We start from the raw sequence: 19,752 nt of genomic DNA on the forward strand, positions 1-19,752 counted from the left end.
GGAACGCGGCTTTGCCAGATACGCATGGCGCTTCGCTACGCAAACACTTTGCGAAACTTATGGCACTTTTCGAAACTTACGGGCTCCGGTACGCGAGACCTGATCCGGAGCGCCGGGCGGATGAGATATGTCCGCCTCGCAGTCCGTTTTATAGGGACATCGTTACCGCGGAGTTATCGAGAGCTTAAGCAAATCTAAATTTGCACTTTTTCCACCCAAGGAAGCCGGAAAAATCCGGCAAATCCGGGGGTTACGCTGGGTTACCCCTGAGAAAATTAATTATGCCGGAGAAATCGACCCCGCCATGTCCCTGGGCGTTGAATAAGGCATAGAGCTGGGCTGCTTCGGCACCAAGCGGCGTTACAGCACCCGCACCATACGCGGCTTCCTGGGACAATTTCAGGTCTTTCAGCATCAGTGCCGCTGCAAATCCTGGGTTGTAGTCCCTGTTTGCGGGCGAAGTCGGCACCGGCCCGGGCACCGGGCAGTAGGTGGTCAAGGACCAGCACTGGCCGGAGGAGGTCGAGGCGACGTCGAACAGCGCCTGGTGTGACAGGCCGAGCTTTTCCGCCAGCACGAAGGCTTCGGCGACACCGATCATCGAAATGCCGAGGATCATGTTGTTGCAGATCTTTGCCGCCTGGCCGGCGCCGTCGCCGCCGCAATGGACGATGCGACCGGCCATCGGCTTCAGGATCGGCTCGGCAGTTGCAAAGGCGTCATCGGAGCCTCCGGCCATGAAGGTCAGCGTGCCGGCCGCGGCACCGCCGGTGCCGCCCGAGACCGGTGCATCGATCGACGACAGCCCGTGCTTCCTGGCGACGGCATGGGCCTTGCGGGCTGACTCGACGTCGATGGTCGAGGAATCGATAAAGAGTGCGCCTTGCTTGGCCTTGAGCGCGATGTCTTCGTAGACGGAGAGCACATGCTTGCCGGCGGGAAGCATCGTAATCACCACATCGGCATCCTTCACCGCGGCAACGGCATTAGCCATCACTGTCACGCCATGCTCTCGGGCGACGGTGAGGTTTTCCGGCACAAGGTCGAAACCATTCACCGCATGCCCTGCCTTGACCAGGTTAGCGGCCATCGGATTGCCCATGTTCCCTAGGCCGATGAAGGCGATCGTCATAGTGGTGCTCCGTGATTTGGGCTAACAGTAGGCAGTAGGCAGTAGGCAGTAGGCAGTAGGCAGTAGGCAGTAGGCAGTAGGCAGTAGGCAGTAGGCAGTAGGGGTCTATTCGGGTGCAAGTTTGAAAATAAGCTGGCGAAGCATTTTGCCGATGCCCTCCGTGGATGTCAGCAACTGACTAGCTTGATCATGCGTGGCAAGGCCAATGCGTTCAGCGATCTGGAGGTGTGTCTCGAATTCCTTCAGCCAGCCTTGGGCAATCCTCAGAAATTGCTGATAGGAACCTCTGTTGTCTCGGCCATAACCTTCGGCGATGTTTGCAGGAATAGAGGTTGCTGAACGGCGGATTTGGCTGGTCAACCCATACAATTCCTCTTTTGGCCATGCCTTGGTCAAAGAATAGGTGGCGACAGCCAGATCCATCCCCTGCTGCCACACGATAAGATCCTTGTAGGAATTGATCTTGCCGGTCATCTCACTGCCTAATGCCTACTGCCTACTGCCTACTGCCTTCCAATTAATGCTCGCGCGATGATGACGCGCATGATCTCGTTGGTGCCTTCGAGGATCTGGTGCACGCGCAGGTCCCGCACCAGCTTCTCGATGCCGTAGTCGTGCAGGTAGCCATAGCCGCCGAGCAGCTGCAGTGCGTCGTTGGCGACATTGAAGCCGGTATCGGTGACGAAGCGCTTGGCCATCGCCGACCATTTGCCGGCGTCCGGCGCCTTGCGGTCGAGCTTCGCGGCGGCGGCATAGAGGAAAATACGCGCCGCCTGCAGTTCGGTCTCCATGTCGGCCAGCCTGAACTGCAGCGCCTGGAACTGGTTGATCTTCGAGCCGAAGGCCTTGCGCTCGGCGGTGTAGGAAAGCGCCTTGTCGAGCGCCGACTGCGCGCCGCCCAGCGAACAAGCGGCGATGTTCAGACGGCCGCCGTCGAGCCCGGCCATGGCGATGCCGAAACCCGCACCTTCGCCGGACAAAAGGTTCTCCGCCGGCACCTTGCAATCCTCGAAGATGACCTGGCGGGTCGACTGCATATGCCAGCCCATCTTGTGCTCGTTGGCGCCGAAGGAGAGGCCTGGCGCATCTCTGGGCACGACGATGGTGGAAATGCCTTTCGGCCCTTCAGTGCCGGTCCGCACCATGACGGCGTAGACATCGCTGTCGCCGGCGCCCGAGATGAACTGCTTGGTGCCGTTGAGCACATAGTCGCCGCCGCTCTTCACCGCGCGCGTTTTCAGGGCTGCGGCATCGGAACCGGAGCCGGGCTCGGTCAGGCAGTAGCTCGCCAGCCATTCCATAGAGGTCAGCTTCGGCAGGAAACGCTGGCGCTGCTCGTCATTGCCGAAACGGTCGATCATCGAGGCCACCATGTTGTGGATCGAGATGAACGATGAAAAAGCCGGATCGGCGTGCGACAGCGCCTCGAAGATCAGCACGGCGTCGAGCCGGCCAAGTGCCGAGCCACCGACATCGTCCCTGATATAGATGCCGCCAAGGCCGAGCGGGCCGGTCTCGCGGATCACATCGGCCGGGAAATGCTTGTTACGGTCCCAGTCGAGCGCATTTGGCGCGACACGGTCTGCGGCGAAGGCCTGCGCCATCTCCTGGATGGCGCGCTGCTCCTCGTTAAGTTCGAACTGGCTGGTGCTCGCATCGACCGCGGCGTCCATGGCGTGCTCCCTAATCTTCGACCTGTTGGCCTGTCGTTTTTGGCTTTGCGCGCGCACCAATCTAGACCAATGATGCCGCCGCGCAACCCGACGCTCTGCGGAGCGGCTGTGCACCAATGCATGCCCGGAGCAAGATGTGACGACAAAATTCGATGAACTGCTGGGCCGGTTCCGCGCATACCTTTCCTCCGTGGATCACGCCTTGGTGCGCGATGCCGTGGCGCGCATTGGCTGGGACATGCCGGCTCGCACGCTGGAGCCGCATCCGCTCAACTGCCTGCGTCATCTTGATCGCGCCGCAGAGTTGGCGCCGTCGGATGCCAAGCCGCTGGTGCAACTGCTTGCTGAACGGCGCAACGATCTCCGCTGGGGGCAGACCTACAGCGAGGCGGATTTCGGAAAAGAGTTCATCGATAAATACGGCTGGCTGGAAGTGTTCGGCACCCGAGGCCACTTCGTCAATGACGCTGTCGCCGCCGGCGTGCTGATCCTTGGGCCTGATATCGTCTATCCCGACCACCATCACATTGCCGAGGAAATCTACATTCCGCTGACCGGCGGTACCGAATGGCGCATGGGCGAGAGCGGCTTTTGCATGCGCACGGCCGGCGAGGTCGTCCACCACGCGTCCAACGTCAATCACGCCATGCGCACCGGCCAAGACCCATTGCTGGCGCTGTACATCTGGCGCGGCGGGCCGCTGGCGCAGAAATCCGATATCACCGGAACCTTGGCGCAGGGCAGGGACTGATGGCCAGAGCGATCATGCTGCAAGGCACGGGTTCCGACGTCGGCAAGACGGTGCTGGTCGCCGGCCTCTGCCGCGCGGCAAAGAAGCGTGGGTTGAAGGTGCGGCCGTTCAAGCCGCAGAACATGTCGAACAACGCCGCCGTTGCCGATATTCCCGGCGACAAAGCTGGCGGCGGCGAGATCGGCCGCGCGCAATGGCTGCAGGCGATCGCTTGCGGCGTGGCACCCTCGGTCCACATGAACCCGGTGCTGCTGAAGCCGCAGACCGATGTCGGCGCACAGGTTATCGTGCAGGGCAAAATGTTCGGAGAAGCGCGGGCGCGTGATTACCAGGCGATGAAGGGCCAGTTGATGGACGCCGTTCTGGACTCCTGGGGCAAGGTCGGCGAGGGCGCCGATCTCGTCATCGTCGAGGGCGCGGGTTCGCCGGCCGAGATCAACCTGCGCAGCCGCGACATCGCCAATATGGGCTTTGCCACGCGCGCCGACGTGCCGGTGGTGCTGGTCGGCGACATCGATCGCGGCGGCATCATCGCTTCGGTCGCCGGCACGCATCTGATCCTGCCGGAGGAGGACCGGCGCATGATCGTCGGCTATCTCATCAACAAGTTCCGCGGCGACATTTCGCTGTTCGACGATGGGCTGAAGTCGATCGAGACATTCACGGGTTGGCGCTGTTTCGGCGTGGTGCCGTGGCTGAAGGCGGCGGCGCGCCTGCCTTCGGAGGATTCGGTGGTGCTGGAGCGGTTGGTGTCCGGCGATGCACGCGCGTTGAAGGTGGCGGTGCCGATGCTTGGCCGCATCGCCAATTTCGACGATCTCGACCCGCTCAAGGCCGAACCGCAGGTCGAGGTGGTGTTCGTGCCGCCGGGAAAGCCGCTGCCGGCCGATGCCGGGCTGGTGGTCATTCCGGGCTCCAAGTCGACGATCGGCGATCTGCTGAAATTCCGCGAGAACGGCTGGGATCGCGACTTGCTGGCCCATCGCAAGCGCGGCGGCCATGTCGTTGGTATCTGCGGCGGCTTCCAGATGCTCGGCCGCACAGTGCGCGACCCTGACGGCATCGAAGGCAGCGTCATCGAAGCCGAAGGGCTCGGCCTGCTCGACGTCGAAACGGTGATGGAACCGGAAAAGACGGTGCGCAACGTCAGCGCCCGTTCGGTGCAATTCGACTTGCCGCTCGAAGGCTACGAAATCCACCTCGGCCGCACCACCGGACCGGATACGCTGCGGCCTTCCGCTGTCATCAATGGTGTCGAGGACGGGGCGGTGTCGGCCGACGGCAAGGTGATCGGCACCTATATGCACGGCCTGTTTGGCGCCGACGGCTTTCGCGGGAAATTCCTCGAAAGCCTCGGCATCAAGGGCGGTAGCATCGACTACCGGGCCGAGGTCGAGCGGGCGCTGGACGAGGTCGCAGCCGAGCTGGAGACCCATCTCGACTGCGACGCGATTTTTGCACTGGCGCGGTGATTCGGGGCACTGGTTGGCTCAGGCCTTCTCGCCAGCCTTCGGCCAGTAGGTGCCAAACGACCAGACGTTGCCTTCCGGGTCGCGGCAGATGAACTCGCGGCTGCCATAGTCGCGGTTGGTCAATTCCTGGATGATCGTGGCGCCGGCCTTCCTGGCCTTGGTATAGGCGGCATCCGCGTCGTCGACGGCAATGTAGATCGACTTGCCGCTGCCTGAGCCGGGTTCGCCGACCATCTTGCCGTAGTCGTCGTCGCGGACCGTGCCAATCATGATCATCGAAGAGCCGAAGACCAGTTCGGCATGGTGTACGACATCGCCTTCGCCATAGCGGGCACGGACGCTGAAGCCGAAAGCCTCGCCCAGCCAATCGATCATTCTTGCCGCGTTCTTGTAGCGCAAGGCGGGGTAGAGGCGGGGCGCTTCAGTGGTGGTGGGCATGGGAACCTCCTTCGTTGGGTTGGTCGTTAACCCACTCTGCTCAAAGGCCGGTTCGGCGTCTTGAAGAAATGTTACCTGACGGAGAGCGCGGTTGGCGTCTCGCCGGCGAGGTCGCGAAACTCCCGCACCAGATGGGCCTGGTCGGCATAGCCGCAATCGGCGGCTATATCCGCCCAATCGGCTGTCGGCTGTCTCGACAGGCCGAGCGCCCGGTTGAAGCGGACGATGCGCGACAGCGTCTTGGGGCCGATGCCGATGGCGTTGGAAAAACTGCCGGCGAGATGCTTGCGGCTCCAGCCCAGCCTTTCGGCGATCGATCCAATGCGGGTCCGGCCGCCGGATGCGATGATGCGGTCATAGGCCCAGGCGATTTCAAGCGGCGTCTCGGCGGCATTCTCGAGACGGGCGGTGACGAAGGCTTCGGCCATGTCGAAACGCGTCGTCCAGGCCGGCGCGTTGCCCAGCCGTTCACGCAGCGCCAAACCTTGCGCGCCAAGCACGTCGTCGAGGACGACCATGCTGTCGACCAGTTCGCTCATCGGCAGGCGGAAGAAACGGCGTGCGCCAAGCGGCGTGAAGTTGACCTGGACGCAGCAGGCGCCGCCGAAGGATTCGATCACCACCGGTCCGGCAAAGAGGCCGGCGGCGAAACTGGCGAAGCGGTCATTGTCGCCGGGTGCCTTGCCGAGGCCGATAGCGAAGGGTTCAGCGAAGTTGATGACCAGCGGCACGGTGAGGGACGCGTATTCGACGTTGCGCATATGGCCGGGCGTCATTTCGCGATAGCCGCAAATGTCCGACACAATGCCCTGAAGTCGAGGCTCCGGCAGGCGCCGGCGCATCTCGAACCGCCCGGCGACGGACCGGTCCTGCTCTTGCTGGGGTTGCATCTCGACTGGCATCGGCCATCCTTGCGCCAAGTCAAATCTAGCAGACCCGGGGCCGGAATCAAAAGCGCCCCGCGTTTTGGCGGGGGCGCCGCGTCCCCCCATCAAGGGGAATGGTCAGGCGCCGCGCATAAAGCAGCCGCCCGCAAGCACGAAGAAAGCAAAAATAACAATACCCACCGATGCGAGTGGAATGAACGCAAGAACGCCAAGCGCGGCGAGTGCGCCGATGATGGCGATAACAACGGAAATGATAAAAACGATCTGCGTAGGTGCGCTAAGATTCATGTGTGGCTCCTCCTACATGATTCGAACAGCGGCATTCTATCAGGGCGCGTGATCACACACCAATCAGGGCGCGCAGCGGGTTCGCCGGGTCGGCCAGCAGCTTCACAGCAAGCGCCAGGCACACGATCACCAGCAGCGGCTTGATCAGTTTCGCGCCGATGCGCATGGCCAGGCTGGCGCCGACGCGGGCGCCGAGGAACTGGGCAACGCCCATCATCAGGCCGATCTTCCAGTAGACGACGCCGAAGGCCGCGAAGACGATGAAGCCGCCGATGTTGGAGGCGAAGTTGAGCAGCTTGGTATGCGCCGTCGCCTTGAGCACGCCGTAGCCGGCAAGTGCCACGAAGGCCAGCATGTAGAAGGAGCCTGCGCCTGGCCCGAACAGGCCGTCGTAGAAGCCGATGGCCGGCACCAGGGTCAGCCCGAACAGGAACGGCGACAGCCGCTCGGCGCGGTCGATGTCGTTCATGTTGGGCTTGAACGCGAAGTAGAGCGCGATGGCGATCAGCACGATAGGCAGGGCAGCCCGCAGAATGTCACCCGGCACGATCGTTGCCAGCAAGGCGCCGATGGCGCTTCCGACAAGGGCCAGAAGCGCCGACGGCAATTGCCGGCGCAGGTCGACATGACCCTTCGATGCGTAGTGGATGGTCGCCGAGCCCGAGCCGAACATGCCTTGCAGTTTGTTGGTGGCGAGCGCCTGGACCGGCGTGAAGCCGGCAAGCAGCAGCGCCGGCACGGTGATGAGCCCGCCGCCGCCGGCGATCGAATCGACAAAGCCCGCGGCAAAGGCGGCGAAGGCGAGCATGGCGACGGTCTGGATGCTAAGGTCGATCATCTGATGTATGGCGGTGTCCGGCCGGCTGAAATATCGGGCGTTCGACCACGGCCGCCCTGTTTGCGCAAGGTCGATTCCGCGCTACCTCTATCCAAGCGCATCGCGCTTGGATTTGTATTTGTGTGGTTAACCCGGAAAGAGGCTCCTGATGGCATTCGCATTGCTGGACCAGATACGTCAGATATTCGACGGCGACCCGGGTGTGCGCAAGGTGGCGGACGATCCGGTCCTGTCGGCGGAACTGCTGATGTTGTTTCGCATGATCCTGGCCGACGGGTCTGTCAGCGAGAGCGAGATGGTTGTCTTCCGGCGCATCTGCAAGGACGCCTTCGGCATTGCGGAAAGCAGTATCGACAGCGTCATCGAATATCTCAACGAGTTCGGCTACGAGACCAACGGCTCGCAGGCGATTGCACTGTTCCGCGACCTCGATGTCGAGCGGCGCCGGCAATTGGCCAAACATATGGCGGAGATCGCCAAGGCGGATTCGCAACTTGCCGAGAGCGAGATGCGCCTTCTGCGCCGCACGCTCGACCTGCTCGACATCAGCCCGGTCGATGTGGTGAAGCCGCAGGAGTGATTGGACGCCTTCTCTCCTGATCAGCCTTGCTCTCGCAGCCGCGTCGCGATCGCCCGGTGCAAATCAGGGGCGGCGGTGACAAGCGCCTTGGCCGCCTCGGATTGCGGGTGGTCGAGCACCGCGTTCGTCTTGCCGCGCTCGACGATCTTGCCGTCATGCATGACCAGCACCTCGTCCGTAATGGCGCGGGCGACGGTCAGGTCATGGGTGATGAAGAGATAGGCGATGCCGAGCTTCTGGTTGAGCTCGGCGAACAAATCAAGGATTTGGGCGCGGATCGAGACGTCGAGCGCCGAGACCGGCTCGTCGGCGACGACCAGCTTGGGGCGGGTGATGATGGCGCGGGCGATCGACAGGCGCTGGCGCTGGCCGCCGGAAAATTCATGCGGGTATTTGTCCATGTCGCTGATGCCGAGGCCGACTTCGTGCAGCGCATGCGCCACCATTTCGCGGCGCTCGGTGCGCGTCGGCTTCTTCTCTAGCACATGCAGGGGTTCGGCGACCAGTTTTTCGACCTTCTGGCGCGGGTCGAAGGAGCCGTAGGGATCCTGGAAGACGACCTGCATGTCACGGCGGGCCGGCTTCAGCTCGGCTTCGCTCTTGCCTGTGACGGTCTCGCCTCGGAACCGGATCGTGCCCGAGCTTGGTCGGTCCAGCGCCAGGATCATGCGGGCGAGGGTTGACTTGCCGCAGCCGGATCTGCCGACCAGCGCCACCGATTGGCCCGGCGCCATCGACAGCGAGACATCGTCGACGGCGCGGATACCAGGCGCGCGTTTGAATAATGAGGTGCGTCGGCCGGGATAGTCGCGGGTCACGCTTTGGACCTGAAGCAAAGGTTGGCCCGTCTCGATGTCATGCAGCCTGGCGCGCGCCGGCACATGCATCGAGGCCTGCGCCAGCTGGCGGGTGTAGGGGTGGGTCTGTTCGGACAGCGTGCGCGCAGTGTCGCCGGCTTCCATAACCTCGCCGCGGCGCAGAATAGTGATGCGGTCCGCCATCTCGGTCACCACGGCGAGGTCGTGCGAGATCAAGAGCAGGCCCATGCGGCTCTCGGCGACGAGGTCGCGCAACAGGTCGAGGATCTGGGCTTGCAAGACAACGTCGAGCGCCGTCGTCGGCTCGTCGGCGATCAGCAGCTTCGGCTTCAGCGCGCAGGCGATGGCGATGACGACGCGTTGGCGCTGGCCACCGGACAGTTCATGCGGATAGCGCGACATTGGAAATTTCGCTTCGGGGAGGCCGACGCGGTCGAGCATTTTTCGCGCCCGGTCTTCGGCCTCGGCGCGGCTGGCCTTGGTGTGCCAGCGTATGCCTTCGGCAACCTGTTCGCCGATAGTCTTGACCGGATTGAGCGCCGTCATCGGCTCCTGGAACACCATGCCGATGTCGTCGCCGCGCAGCGCGCACATTTGATCCTCGCTCGCCGTGAGGATGTCGATGCCGTCGAATGTGACGCGTCCGGTGGCGCGCGCGGCATGGGGCAGAAGCTGCATCACCGTCAGCGCGGTCATCGACTTGCCCGAACCGGATTCGCCGACCAGGCCCATCACCTCGCCGGGCGCGACGGAAAGCTCCATACTTTTAAGGATCTGCGTGTCACCGATGGTCAGCGACAGGTTCTCGATGTCGAGCAGGCTCATCGCTGCCGCCGCGATTTCGGATCGAGGATGTCGGCGATGCCGTCGCCCAGGAGGTTCAGCCCCAGCACGGCGACAACGATGGCCATGCCCGGAAAGATCGCCATCCATGGCGCCACCACCATGCGGGTCTGCGCGTCGAACAGCATGCGGCCCCAGCTCGGCATTGGCGGTTGCGTGCCCAGGCCCAGATAGGAAAGCCCGGCCTCGGCCAGGATGCCCAGCGCGAACTGGATGGTGCCTTGCACCAGGAGCAGCGTGGCGATGTTGGGCAGCACATGTTCGATTGTGATTTGCGCGCTGCTCTTGCCGGCGGCGCGTGCGGCGAGAATGAACTCGCGCGGCCAGATCGCCAGCGCGCCGGCCCGGGCGACACGGGCAAAGACCGGGATGTTGAAGATGCCGATGGCGATGATGGCGTTGATCGCGCCCGGCCCGAAGATGGCGGTGATCATGATCGCCGACAGCAAAGCCGGGAAGGCGAAGACGAGGTCGTTCAGCCGCATCAGTGCCTCGTCGACGAGGCCGCCGCGTGCCGCCGCAAAGGCGCCGAGCGGCACGCCGACCCCCATGCCGATGCCGACCGCGACCAGCGCCACGGCAATCGAATTGCGGGCGCCGACCATGACCATCGACAGAATGTCGCGGCCGAAATGGTCGGTGCCGAACCAGTGCGCCAGCGAGGGTGCCTGCGTCTTGTCCGATATCACCAGTTTGGTGACGTCGTAGGGCGTCCAGGCATATGAGACTACAGCCATTGCCAGGATCATGAGGGTAATGACGAAACCGGCCACGAAGGCGGTATTCCTGAATGCCTTGCCCAGGATGCTGCCGAACGTCTCCTCTGGGATGTCGATGTGCAGTGTCATTGCCGGCTTCTCAGGCGCGGATCGACCACCGCATAGGAAAGGTCGACGAGGAGGTTGACGGCGATGACGGCCGCGACCAGCAGCATGACGACGCTTTCGACCACGATCAGATCGCGCTGCGTGATGGCCTGGAACACCAGCCGGCCGAGGCCGGGCAGATAAAACACATTCTCGATGATGATGGTGCCGGCAAGCAGGAAGGCGAATTGCAGGCCCAGAATGGTCAACACCGGGATCATGGCGTTGCGCAGTGCATGCCGCCACAAGACTGCGCGATAGGGCAGGCCCTTGGCGCGGGCGGTGCGGATATAGTCCTCGTTGAGGACCTCGATCAGCGCCGAGCGGGTAACGCGCGCCAGGATCGCGGCTTGCGGCAAGGCAAGTGCGACCGCCGGCAGCAGCAGCGATTTCAAGGCTGGCCAGATGCCGGCACTCCAGCCGGGAAAGCCACCGGCCGGGACCAGCCGCAGCCAGACGGCGAAGACATAGATCAGCATCAGTGCGAACCAGAAATTGGGCACGGCGACGCCAAGCTGTGCGGCGCCCATCGAAATCGTGTCACCGGCGCGTCCACGCCGGCTGGCGGAAAACAGGCCAACGGGAATCGCGATGATGGTGGAGAGCGCAAGCGCAATCAGCGCCAGCGGCAGCGAGACGGCAAGCCGCTCGCGCACCAGGTCGATGACCGGCACCGAATAGGTGTAGGAGCGGCCGAAATCGAGGCTGAGCAGGCCGCCGGCCCATTGCAGGTAGCGCAAGGCCAGCGGGGCGTTGAGGCCCATCTGGTTGCGCAGCAGCTCGACCTGATCGGCACTGGCGTTCAGGCCCAGCATTAGCCGCGCCGGATCGCCGGGCAGGATCTCCAGGACGGCGAACACCACCATGGAAGCCAGCACCAGCGTGGCGAGCGCGACGGCGAAGCGTTTTAGGAGGTAGGCGGTCATGGAAGGTGGGGGATCACTCGCTCCACTTCACCTTGGTCAAATCATTGGCCTGGATCGGGGCGTTTTCCCACAGGCCTTGCAGCTTGGCGTCCCAGACGCCGACCTTGGGCAGTTCGTAGAGGAAGCCGACCACGGCATCGTCCGCCAGGATCTTCTGTGCCTGCCCCAGCAATTCCTTGCGCTTGGCTTCGTCGGAGGTGACGCCGAGATCGGCAATCACCTTGTCGAAGGCCGGGTTGTCGTAGTTGAAGTAATAGTCCTTGCGCGAATAGATATCGATGTCGTTGGGCTCGGTGTGGGAGACGATGGTCAGGTCGTAATCCTTCTTGGTGAACACCTGATCCAGCCACTGCGCCCATTCGACCGGGATGATCTCCAGATCGATGCCGACGTCGCGAAGTTGTGAGGCTATGATTTCGCCACCGAGGCGGGCATAGGCGGGCGGCGGCAGTTTCAGCGTCGCCTTGAAGCCGTTTTCGAGGCCTGCCTCTTTCAGCAATTCCTTGGCCTTGGCGACATCATGCTGGTAGCGGCCGGTGAGGTCGACATAATCCTTGCTGGCCGGCGACATGTGCGAGCCGATCGGCTGGCCGAGGCCGGCCGAGGCGCCGTCGATGATCGCCTTGCGATCGAGCGCGTAGGAGATCGCCTGCCTCACCTGCAACTTGTCGAAAGGAGGCTTCTTGTTGTTGATCGACAGGATGGTCTCACCCTCGGTCGAGCCGATCACAACCTTGAAGCGCGGGTCGTCCTTGACCTGAGCGACGCTGTCGGCATCGAAGAACGGGAAAGCCTGGATGTCGCCGGAAAGCAGCGCCGGCACATAGGCCGCGGCATCGGGCACGATGCGGAATTCGGCCTTGTCGAGGGACGCCGGTGTGCCCCAGTAATTGTCCGATTTGACCAGCGTGATCGACGATCCCTTGGCCCAGCTCTGGAACTTGAACGGGCCGGTTCCGATCGGTTTCTCCTTGTTGGTGTCGGCAGATTCCGGCGCCACGATCACCGCGTCACCCCAGCCCATATTGTAGAGGAAGGATCCCTGCGGGTTCTTCAGCGTCACTTTGACGGTCGCCGGATCGACGACGTCTATCGTATCGATGGCCGCGAATAGGCCCTTTTGCGCGTTGACCGAATTTTCGGCGCGGGCTCGATCGAGCGAGAATTTCACGTCGCCGGCATCGAAGTCGGTCCCGTCATGGAATTTCACGCCGGTGTGCAGCTTGAAGGTGTAGACCTTTCCATCATCGGAAATGGTCCAGCTTTCGGCCAGATCCGGCAGCACCTCGCCATTGGGCCCGATGCGTGTCAGGCCCTCGAACACATTGGCATATAGAACCTCGTCGATTGCCGCAGCGGCACCTGCGGTCGGATCGAGATGCGGGGGTTCGAGCGGAATGCCGATGACCAGGTCGGTCCGCGCGGCAAACGCGGAAGCGCCGGCGGCCAGCGACAGCACCGCGGCCGCCAGGATGGTTTTCCACAGTTTCATCGTGCGACTCCCCATGCGTTTCAGACACGTGCTCGAACCCGGGCGATAGAAGCGTGATTTCGCCACGGAGTAAATTGCGTTTCGTTCTGCCCGTTGGCGTGGCCGGGAATGTTTTTGTCCTGGCCACCGCATCGGCAGGTCGAAGCTTGTCGCGGTGCGCCTTACCCCGCGGCTGTGCCGCGCAGCAGCACATTGAGCCCTATCGCCATCACCTTGGCCGATTCTACCATGTCCGATATCCCGACCCATTCGTCCGGCCGGTGGGCGAGGTCGAGAATGCCCGGCCCATAGGCGATGCAATCATAGATATGGCCGATGCGCGCAATGTGCTTCTGGTCGTAGGTGCCGGGCGAGATGACGTAGTCGGGTTCGCGGTCGAAGATCGCCATGATGCCTTGCGCAACCGCCTTGACCACCGGGGCGTCGCGCTCGGTCATCAGCGGCAGCACTTCCATCAGGTCGCGGATTTCGTAGTCGAATTTTGTCCGCTCGCGCTTTAGCCGGTCGAGAATACCGGTCACTTCGCCTTTGACGGTGTCGAGATCTTCCTCCAGCAGGAAACGACGGTCGATGGTCAGCCGGCAGGAGTCGGGCACGTTGGGCGACGGCAGGCCGGGCCGGAAGTCCTCGGTCTGGCCGCCATGGATCGAATTGATGTTCATGGTCGAGCGTTTTGCCCCTTCGGGCACGACCGGCATGCGCGTCATCTTACGGTCAAGCGCAGGGAACAGCTCGTCCTCGAAAGCCCTCAGCACGGCGCCCATGTGGCGCACCGCATTGTCGCCGAGAAACGGCATCGAGCCGTGCGCGATCTCGCCCTTGGTCTCGATCTCCGCCCACCAGACGCCGCGATGCCCGAGGCAGATGCGGTCCTTGTTGAGCGGCTCGGGAATGATGACGTGGTCGACCCTGGGTTTTGAGAAATAGCCTAGTCTGGCCAGATGGGCGACGCCGCCGAAGCCGCCGGACTCCTCGTCGACGGTGCCGGATATTTCGATGGCGCCGGGAAAGTCGGGGAAGACTTCCAGGAAGGCTTCGGCTGCGATGATCGAGGCGGCCAGTCCGCCCTTCATGTCGCAGGCGCCGCGACCATAGACCTTGCCGTCTTTGACGATGCCGGCAAAAGGATCGACGGTCCAGCCGTCGCCGGCTTCGACCACGTCGATGTGCGAGTTGAAGTGGACGCAGGCGCCTGACGATCTTCCGTCGAAACGGGCAACGACATTGACGCGCGGGTAGCGGTCGGTGTCGCCGGGCGTGCCTTCGGCGCGGATGAATTCGGTCTCGAAACCACTCTTCTTCAGCCGCGCGCCGAGATATTCGGCGCATGGCCGATAGGCCTCGCCGGGTGGATTGATGGTCGGAAAACGGATCAGCTCAGTGGTCAGCGCGACGACATCGTCGCGCCTGTCATCGATTGCCCGGAGGAGTCGCTCGTTCATGCCCAGAGTTGAGCAGCGATCTCGGCGGTTTTGCAAGCCCGTTGGTGATCGAGCCTGTGCGGCGTGTCGTTGCGGCAACTATTGCGGGAAATCGTTCAAATTCGCTGCTTTGGATTGGCGAATTGGTCAAGGTGTGTGTGTTAGCCCGTTCATCTGCCATTAAAAAGATGAGAGACAATTTGAGGGCAGGCAGGTTAGGGGCAATCAAAGGGGTTTGATCGCATGAAAAAGACAGTTCTCATGGCAGCCGTGTTTGTTGCGATGCTGTTCGGTGCTTCGGGGCAGGGCTGGGCAGCCAGCCTCGTTGCAAATATTGACGTGTCTTCGCAGACGATGACCGTCAGATATGGCGCGTCGGTTTACCGGTGGAGCGTCTCCACCGCGCGCAAAGGTTACATTACGCCGCGCGGCAGCTATCGGCCGCAACGGACGGCGCGGATGTGGTATTCGCGCAAATACGACATGTCGCCAATGCCTCATTCGGTGTTCTTCCGCGGCGGCTATGCCATTCACGGCACCGGCGCTGTGAGGCAGCTCGGGCGCCCGGCATCGCATGGCTGTGTGCGCTTGCACCCGACCAATGCCGCCGCCTTCTATGCGATGGTTCGGCAAGCCGGTTTCGGCAATACGCGCATTGTCGTCACCAACTGAAGAGATTCAGGTTCGCTGTTGTCGGCTGGCGCAGGGCTAACACCCTCGCCAGCAGTTCCGTTTAAGCGTTCGGGACCGCTTTTGCCTGCGAGGGCCGCTTTCGACGCCCGCCGCTGATCTCCCACCTTTTGTGGAACCACATCCACTGGCCGGGATCTTCTCGCACCCAGCGTTCGACGACATCGTTGAGACGCTGGGTGGTGGCGTGGACATCGACGCTGCCGTCAGCGGTGCGCGGCAATGTCAGCTTGTCCTCGATTTCGAGCCGGAAGCGGTTGCCTGGCAGCCTGATGCAGCGAGCCGGATAGACGTCGCAGTCATAGTGACGGGCAAGGGTGGCCAGCACCCGATTGCTCTGGCACGGACGGCCGAAGAATGTCGTCTCCAGTCCGTTGGAGAATTTCTGGTCGACAAGGATGCCGATGTTGCCGCCGTTCTCCAGGACCCCGGCCAAGGCGAATGAGGCACCGGCCATCGATGGCAGCAACGAGCCCATGGTCGAGCGGCGCGTCGAGAGGATGTAGTCGGCAAGATAAGGATTGTTGGGTGGGCGAAACAGCGCCGTGATGTTCATGCCGAAGGTCGCCGCCGCCACCGGCAGCAATTCGAAATTGCCGAGATGGCCGGTAAAGACGATGTGCGGCTTCACTTCGCTGGCGATTTCGAGGAAGTGGTCCGCTCCTTTGACCTCGATGCGGCCGGGCTTGATCGCTGTAGGGTCATAGTCGAAGAGGGCGTCGAGAAAGATGTATTCCGCGGCGAGACGGGCCATGTTGCCCCACATGTCGGAGGCGATCGCCTGGATCTCGGCTTCGCCCTTTTCCGGATAGGCCTTGCGCAGATTGTCGACGGCGACCTGATGGCGTCCCACCCGGGGGCCGACCATGCGTGCGGCGCGGTCGGCGAAATTCAACGCACTGTCGGCCGGCAGCAGGCGCAGGACCGAGATGATCATCATTGCGGCGCGCGCCACCAGCCAGTAATTGAGCTGGCGCAGTTGCCTGCCGTAGCGAAATTTTAGATCCCGGCGGAACTTCTTGAACACAGAGGTCAAGGCTCTAGCCGACGCGCAGGATGATCTTGCCGAAAACGTCGCGGCCTTCCATGCGCTTCAGCGCGGCGTCGATACCGTCGAAGCCGACTTCGGTGTCGATGACGGGTGCGACCTGTCCCGCCGCCATTTTCTGCATGGCGTTGGCCATGTTTTCCATGCGGCAGCCAAACGAGCCAAGCAGTTTCAATTGCTGCTGGAACAGCTGCATCAGATTGATCTGCGTCGACACGCCGGAAGTCGAACCGCAGGTCACCAGGCGGCCGCCGCGCTTCAGGCACAGCATCGAGGCGGCAAAAGTGTCGGCGCCGACATGTTCGAAGACGACATCGACGCCCTTCTTCTTGGTCAGCTTGCGCACGACGCCCTCGAAACGGTCGTCGCGGTAGTTGATGACATGGTCGGCGCCGAGCGCCTTGGCCTTGTCGATCTTGTCGTTGGAGCCGACCGTGGTGATGATGGTGCAGCCCATCCGCTTGGCCAGCTGGATGGCCGCAGAGCCGATGCCGGATCCGCCGGCATGGATAAGGATCGTCTCGCCGGGCTGTAGCCTGGCGTTGTCGAACAGCATGTGCTCGACCGTGCCGAAGGTGACGGGCGCGACCGCCGCGCCGATGTCGGTCACGCCGGGCGGGGCGGGGATCAGCAGGCGAGCCGGCAGGTTGATCTTCTCTTGCGCGAAACCGTCGAGATGGAAACCGTGCACACCCGAAACATGTTCACAGAGGTTGTCGCGGCCTTCGCGGCAGGCTCGGCAGAGGCCGCAGGTGCGCGCGCCGTAGATCGATACCAATTGTCCGGGCAGCAGGCTGGAAACGCCGGAGCCTACCGCCTCGACCTCGCCCGAGGCTTCGGCGCCGACGACCAGCGGCAGCTTGCGCTTGGCGAAGGCCATGCCGCGCCAGCCCCAGACGTCGATATGGTTCAGCGCCACCGCCTTGATGCGCAGCGTGACTTCGCCAAGTGCCGGCGGTGGGGGAGGCGGCAGGTCCACCGTTTCAAGACGGCGGTCCTCGATAAGTTGCAATGCGCGCATTGGGCCTGTCGGTTTCGGTCTGGCTGAAAAAGGTCGCTTAGACCGGTTCCCGCGCCATGACAAGGCAAGTGTTCTGGCCGCCGAAGCCGAAGGAGTTCGACAGCACGGTGCGGACCTCGGCATTGCGCTTCTTGTTCGGCACCACGTCGAGCACGATCGCGGGGTCGGGATTGTCATAGTTGATGGTCGGCGGGATGACGCTTTCGCGCATCGTCATCAGCGAGAACGCCGCCTCGACGGCGCCCGCCGCCGACAGCGTGTGGCCGATCATCGATTTGTTCGACGAGACCGGCATCGAGCCGATCCGCTCGCCGAACACCGTCGACAGCGACAGATGCTCCATCTTGTCGTTTTCCGGCGTCGACGTGCCGTGGGCGTTAACGTAGTCGATCTCGTCCTGGCTCAAGCCGGCATCGGCTAGCACAGCACGAACCGCCGCGATCGCCGGCGAAGCGTCCGGCTTCGAGCGGGTGCGGTGGAAATCGTCCGCCTTTTCGCCGCAGCCGCGCAGGATGCCAAGAATCGTGGCGCCGCGCGCGAGTGCGGTTTCCAGTGATTCCAGCACCAGCGCGCCCGAACCCTCGGCGAGGACAAAGCCGTCGCGGTCCTTGGAGAAAGGTTTTGACGCCTTTTCGGGAATGTCGTTGTGGGTCGACAGCGCCGACAGCAGCGAAAAGCGGATCAGCGCCTCGGCGGTCGCCGAACCGTCGGCGCCGATCGACAGCGCGCGGTCGCATTCGCCGCGGCGGATCGCCTCGACGCCGAGCTGGATGGCGGTGGCGCCGGAAGCGCAGGCGGTCGACAGCGTGATCGGCAGCCCGCGGGTGCCGAAACGGTCGGCAAGCCGGCCGGCGATCGAGCCGAACTGCGTGGTCTCGAAAAAGTCGAGTTCTTTCAATCCGCGCGCCACCCGCAGCAGCCGTTCGCCGCCGGAGTCCAAATCATTGGAATTGTAGAGCGCGAAGCGGTCGTGCCAGTCGAGTTCGACCGGCGGTGAAGCGAGGAAGAGAGGACCACCAAAATCACCGGAATCGAGGCCGGACTCGGCCACGGCTTCACGCGCGGCGGTTTCCGCCAGTTCATAGGTGAGGTGGCTGGAGCCCTTCGAGCTCGACGGCAGGAAGTCGACCATGCCGGAGATGCGGGTGTTGAGATGATCGACCGGAAAACGGGTAATCGGATGGATGCCCGACTTGCCCGAGGTCAGCGCCGCCCAATTATCGGCCTTGCCGACGCCAAGCGAGGTCACCACGCCGATGCCGGTGACGGCAACGATCGGCCTGCCCATATGATCGTTCAGATTGGCCATGCGGTAGCCCTCGATCGTCTATCGTTGCGGCATGGATCGTGGACCACCGCCTCAGGCGGCGTTGACGAGCGCCATGCCCTCGAATTGGTGATAGCCGATCGCCGTTGCAAGGACGGTTGCGGGAACCCCTTCGAACGGCTTCTCGGCTGCGGCATCAAAAACAGGGTAGGCGGCCTTGCGATCGACGGCCAGCGCCGCCAGTGCCACAGCGAAGGGAAACTGTGCTTCCTTCATGTGTCCGGTCAGCGTCGAGAAACCGCGCGCGGCAATCGCCGGATTGGCATCGAGCGCGGCTTTCTCGGCGATGGTTGCCGTATGGGCGCCCGACGCGCCCGACAGGGCCAGCAATTTGCCGTTCGGCATTGCAGCCTGCTTGAGCAGTGCGGCGATCTCGGCGTCGAGTTCTCCCCGTGGGCGCCTGGCGCGGCCGGAGACGACCGGCCCAAGCTCGGCATAGATCTTGCGGCCGCGGCTCATCGCGTGTTCGCGCTGCTCCAGCACCAGGAAGGCACCGCCGGATCCAGTCACGACGCCGCCGCCCTCAGCCCCCTGTCTTTGCCAGACCGGCTTCCATGGGCCGCGATGCAGATAGCCGGCGAGTTCATAGCCGAGCAGCATGTCGGAATGTTCGGTCTGGAAGGCGCCGCCGACCAGGATGTGCGTCGACTGGCCGGAGCGGATGCGCGCGGCTGCTGTCTCGACGGCGGCGACACCGGCACCTTCCTCGCCCATGAAGGTTCTGGATGAGCCGGTCACCTTGTGGACGATGGAGATGTTGCCGGCGAGCAGATTGGAAAGCTGCGCCAGGAACAGTGTCGGCCGCAATTCGGTGGTCAATTTCTCGTTGATCAGCACATCGCGGTCGTTGCGGCTTTCCGACGCGGCGAGAATGGCGGCATCGACCGCCTCGTCGCGTTCGCCCCCGCCCGCGGCCACGACCATGTCCATGGTCGTGCAGAGTTCGTCATTGCCCTTGATGCCGGCGTCGTCCAGCGCCAGGCCTGCGGCATAGGTGCCGAGCCTCTGCCAGGTTTCCATCTGGCGCTGATCGCCACGCTTGGCGATCTGCAGGTTCCAGTCGATCTCCGGCAATGGATGAACGGTATAGGGTGCAAAGCGCGCCGCTTCGAGCACCGGTTCCAGCCCCGGCTGCACGAGCTTTTCCCAATGGGCGTCCGGACCTTCCCCCAGCGAGGAGACAAGGCCGATACCTGATATGACGACGTCGCGGGGGCTGCTCATGTGCGGCTTTGTGGGTC

20 protein-coding genes are annotated in these 19,752 nt (G+C 63.1%); 4 read left to right on the forward strand and 16 right to left on the reverse strand.

The genetic code is table 11. The features are described 5' to 3' along the window. Positions 1 to 250 precede the first annotated feature (250 nt). The 3 genes from mmsB to AC0L2U_RS01950 form a co-directional block, all read right to left on the reverse strand. Positions 251 to 1,132, reverse strand: coding sequence for a 3-hydroxyisobutyrate dehydrogenase (mmsB, locus tag AC0L2U_RS01940; RefSeq protein WP_128287834.1), 882 nt, complete (start codon positions 1,130 to 1,132; stop codon positions 251 to 253). A gap of 105 nt (positions 1,133 to 1,237) precedes the next feature. Beyond that, positions 1,238 to 1,606 carry a four helix bundle protein gene (locus AC0L2U_RS01945; RefSeq protein ID WP_128289823.1) on the reverse strand — a complete coding sequence of 123 codons (369 nt, stop codon included), beginning with the start codon at positions 1,604 to 1,606 and terminating at the stop codon, positions 1,238 to 1,240. A gap of 29 nt (positions 1,607 to 1,635) precedes the next feature. Beyond that, positions 1,636 to 2,805: an isobutyryl-CoA dehydrogenase gene (locus AC0L2U_RS01950; RefSeq protein WP_128289822.1), complete on the reverse strand. Its 1,170-nt coding sequence runs from the start codon at positions 2,803 to 2,805 to the stop codon at positions 1,636 to 1,638. 136 nt (positions 2,806 to 2,941) lie between these two features. On the opposite strand from AC0L2U_RS01950, the gene AC0L2U_RS01955 reads away from it, so the two are divergent. Both AC0L2U_RS01955 and AC0L2U_RS01960 read left to right on the forward strand, forming a co-directional pair. Beyond that, on the forward strand, positions 2,942 to 3,556 hold the full coding sequence (locus AC0L2U_RS01955) for a dimethylsulfonioproprionate lyase family protein (RefSeq protein WP_127810217.1): 615 nt from the start codon (positions 2,942 to 2,944) through the stop codon (positions 3,554 to 3,556). Further along, positions 3,556 to 5,028 carry a cobyric acid synthase gene (locus AC0L2U_RS01960; protein ID WP_128289821.1) on the forward strand — a complete coding sequence of 491 codons (1,473 nt, stop codon included), beginning with the start codon at positions 3,556 to 3,558 and terminating at the stop codon, positions 5,026 to 5,028. Before AC0L2U_RS01955 ends, AC0L2U_RS01960 begins: the two co-directional genes overlap by 1 nt. Before the next feature lie 18 nt (positions 5,029 to 5,046). On the opposite strand, the gene AC0L2U_RS01965 is transcribed toward AC0L2U_RS01960, so the two are convergent. The 4 genes from AC0L2U_RS01965 to AC0L2U_RS01980 all read right to left on the reverse strand — a co-directional run bounded on the left by AC0L2U_RS01965 (position 5,047) and on the right by AC0L2U_RS01980 (position 7,479). Beyond that, entirely contained in the window at positions 5,047 to 5,466 is a 420-nt protein-coding gene (locus tag AC0L2U_RS01965; protein ID WP_128289820.1) for a VOC family protein, read from the reverse strand. 71 nt (positions 5,467 to 5,537) lie between these two features. Continuing rightward, positions 5,538 to 6,368 (reverse strand): helix-turn-helix domain-containing protein, encoded by an 831-nt coding sequence (locus AC0L2U_RS01970; protein ID WP_128289819.1) that lies wholly within the window; start codon positions 6,366 to 6,368, stop codon positions 5,538 to 5,540. 102 nt (positions 6,369 to 6,470) lie between these two features. After that, a complete protein-coding gene (locus tag AC0L2U_RS01975) occupies positions 6,471 to 6,641 on the reverse strand; it encodes a hypothetical protein (RefSeq protein WP_473601326.1) in 171 nt (56 codons plus the stop codon). A 52-nt stretch (positions 6,642 to 6,693) separates the two neighbouring features. Beyond that, a complete protein-coding gene (locus AC0L2U_RS01980) occupies positions 6,694 to 7,479 on the reverse strand; it encodes a TSUP family transporter (protein WP_127331885.1) in 786 nt (261 codons plus the stop codon). Between the two features lie 148 nt (positions 7,480 to 7,627). Here AC0L2U_RS01980 and AC0L2U_RS01985 point away from each other — a divergent pair, with 148 nt between their 5' ends. Then, complete coding sequence (locus tag AC0L2U_RS01985) at positions 7,628 to 8,059, forward strand: TerB family tellurite resistance protein (RefSeq protein WP_127268808.1); 432 nt, start codon at positions 7,628 to 7,630, stop codon at positions 8,057 to 8,059. Between the two features lie 20 nt (positions 8,060 to 8,079). Here AC0L2U_RS01985 and AC0L2U_RS01990 read toward each other — a convergent pair whose 3' ends face one another. From AC0L2U_RS01990 to AC0L2U_RS02010, 5 genes are all read right to left on the reverse strand, one after another. Further along, positions 8,080 to 9,702: an ABC transporter ATP-binding protein gene (locus AC0L2U_RS01990; protein ID WP_128289818.1), complete on the reverse strand. Its 1,623-nt coding sequence runs from the start codon at positions 9,700 to 9,702 to the stop codon at positions 8,080 to 8,082. Beyond that, positions 9,699 to 10,568, reverse strand: coding sequence for an ABC transporter permease (locus AC0L2U_RS01995; protein ID WP_127810223.1), 870 nt, complete (start codon positions 10,566 to 10,568; stop codon positions 9,699 to 9,701). The genes AC0L2U_RS01990 and AC0L2U_RS01995 overlap by 4 nt, the downstream gene beginning before the upstream one ends. Further along, a complete protein-coding gene (locus tag AC0L2U_RS02000; RefSeq protein WP_127269831.1) occupies positions 10,565 to 11,512 on the reverse strand; it encodes an ABC transporter permease in 948 nt (315 codons plus the stop codon). The genes AC0L2U_RS01995 and AC0L2U_RS02000 overlap by 4 nt, the downstream gene beginning before the upstream one ends. A 13-nt stretch (positions 11,513 to 11,525) precedes the next feature. Further along, on the reverse strand, positions 11,526 to 13,004 hold the full coding sequence (locus AC0L2U_RS02005) for an ABC transporter substrate-binding protein (RefSeq protein WP_473601327.1): 1,479 nt from the start codon (positions 13,002 to 13,004) through the stop codon (positions 11,526 to 11,528). 161 nt (positions 13,005 to 13,165) lie between these two features. After that, a complete protein-coding gene (locus AC0L2U_RS02010; RefSeq protein WP_292336562.1) occupies positions 13,166 to 14,446 on the reverse strand; it encodes an acetylornithine deacetylase/succinyl-diaminopimelate desuccinylase family protein in 1,281 nt (426 codons plus the stop codon). A gap of 222 nt (positions 14,447 to 14,668) precedes the next feature. Here AC0L2U_RS02010 and AC0L2U_RS02015 point away from each other — a divergent pair, with 222 nt between their 5' ends. After that, on the forward strand, positions 14,669 to 15,097 hold the full coding sequence (locus AC0L2U_RS02015; RefSeq protein WP_023812266.1) for a L,D-transpeptidase: 429 nt from the start codon (positions 14,669 to 14,671) through the stop codon (positions 15,095 to 15,097). A gap of 61 nt (positions 15,098 to 15,158) precedes the next feature. On the opposite strand, the gene AC0L2U_RS02020 is transcribed toward AC0L2U_RS02015, so the two are convergent. The 4 genes from AC0L2U_RS02020 to AC0L2U_RS02035 are packed head-to-tail and all read right to left on the reverse strand — an operon-like array spanning position 15,159 to position 19,735. Further along, positions 15,159 to 16,142, reverse strand: a complete 984-nt coding sequence (locus tag AC0L2U_RS02020; protein ID WP_164873981.1) for a lipid A biosynthesis lauroyl acyltransferase — start codon at positions 16,140 to 16,142, stop codon at positions 15,159 to 15,161. 13 nt (positions 16,143 to 16,155) lie between these two features. Beyond that, the gene (locus AC0L2U_RS02025) at positions 16,156 to 17,184 is read right to left on the reverse strand and encodes a zinc-binding dehydrogenase (RefSeq protein ID WP_473601328.1); all 1,029 of its coding nucleotides are present in this window, start codon (positions 17,182 to 17,184) and stop codon (positions 16,156 to 16,158) included. A 37-nt stretch (positions 17,185 to 17,221) separates the two neighbouring features. After that, a complete protein-coding gene (locus AC0L2U_RS02030; protein ID WP_027039033.1) occupies positions 17,222 to 18,493 on the reverse strand; it encodes a beta-ketoacyl-ACP synthase in 1,272 nt (423 codons plus the stop codon). Positions 18,494 to 18,544: 51 nt separating this feature from the next. After that, complete coding sequence (locus tag AC0L2U_RS02035) at positions 18,545 to 19,735, reverse strand: beta-ketoacyl-ACP synthase (RefSeq protein WP_473601329.1); 1,191 nt, start codon at positions 19,733 to 19,735, stop codon at positions 18,545 to 18,547. Positions 19,736 to 19,752: the final 17 nt, after the last annotated feature.

Source organism: Mesorhizobium sp. WSM4808 (genome assembly GCF_055811675.1).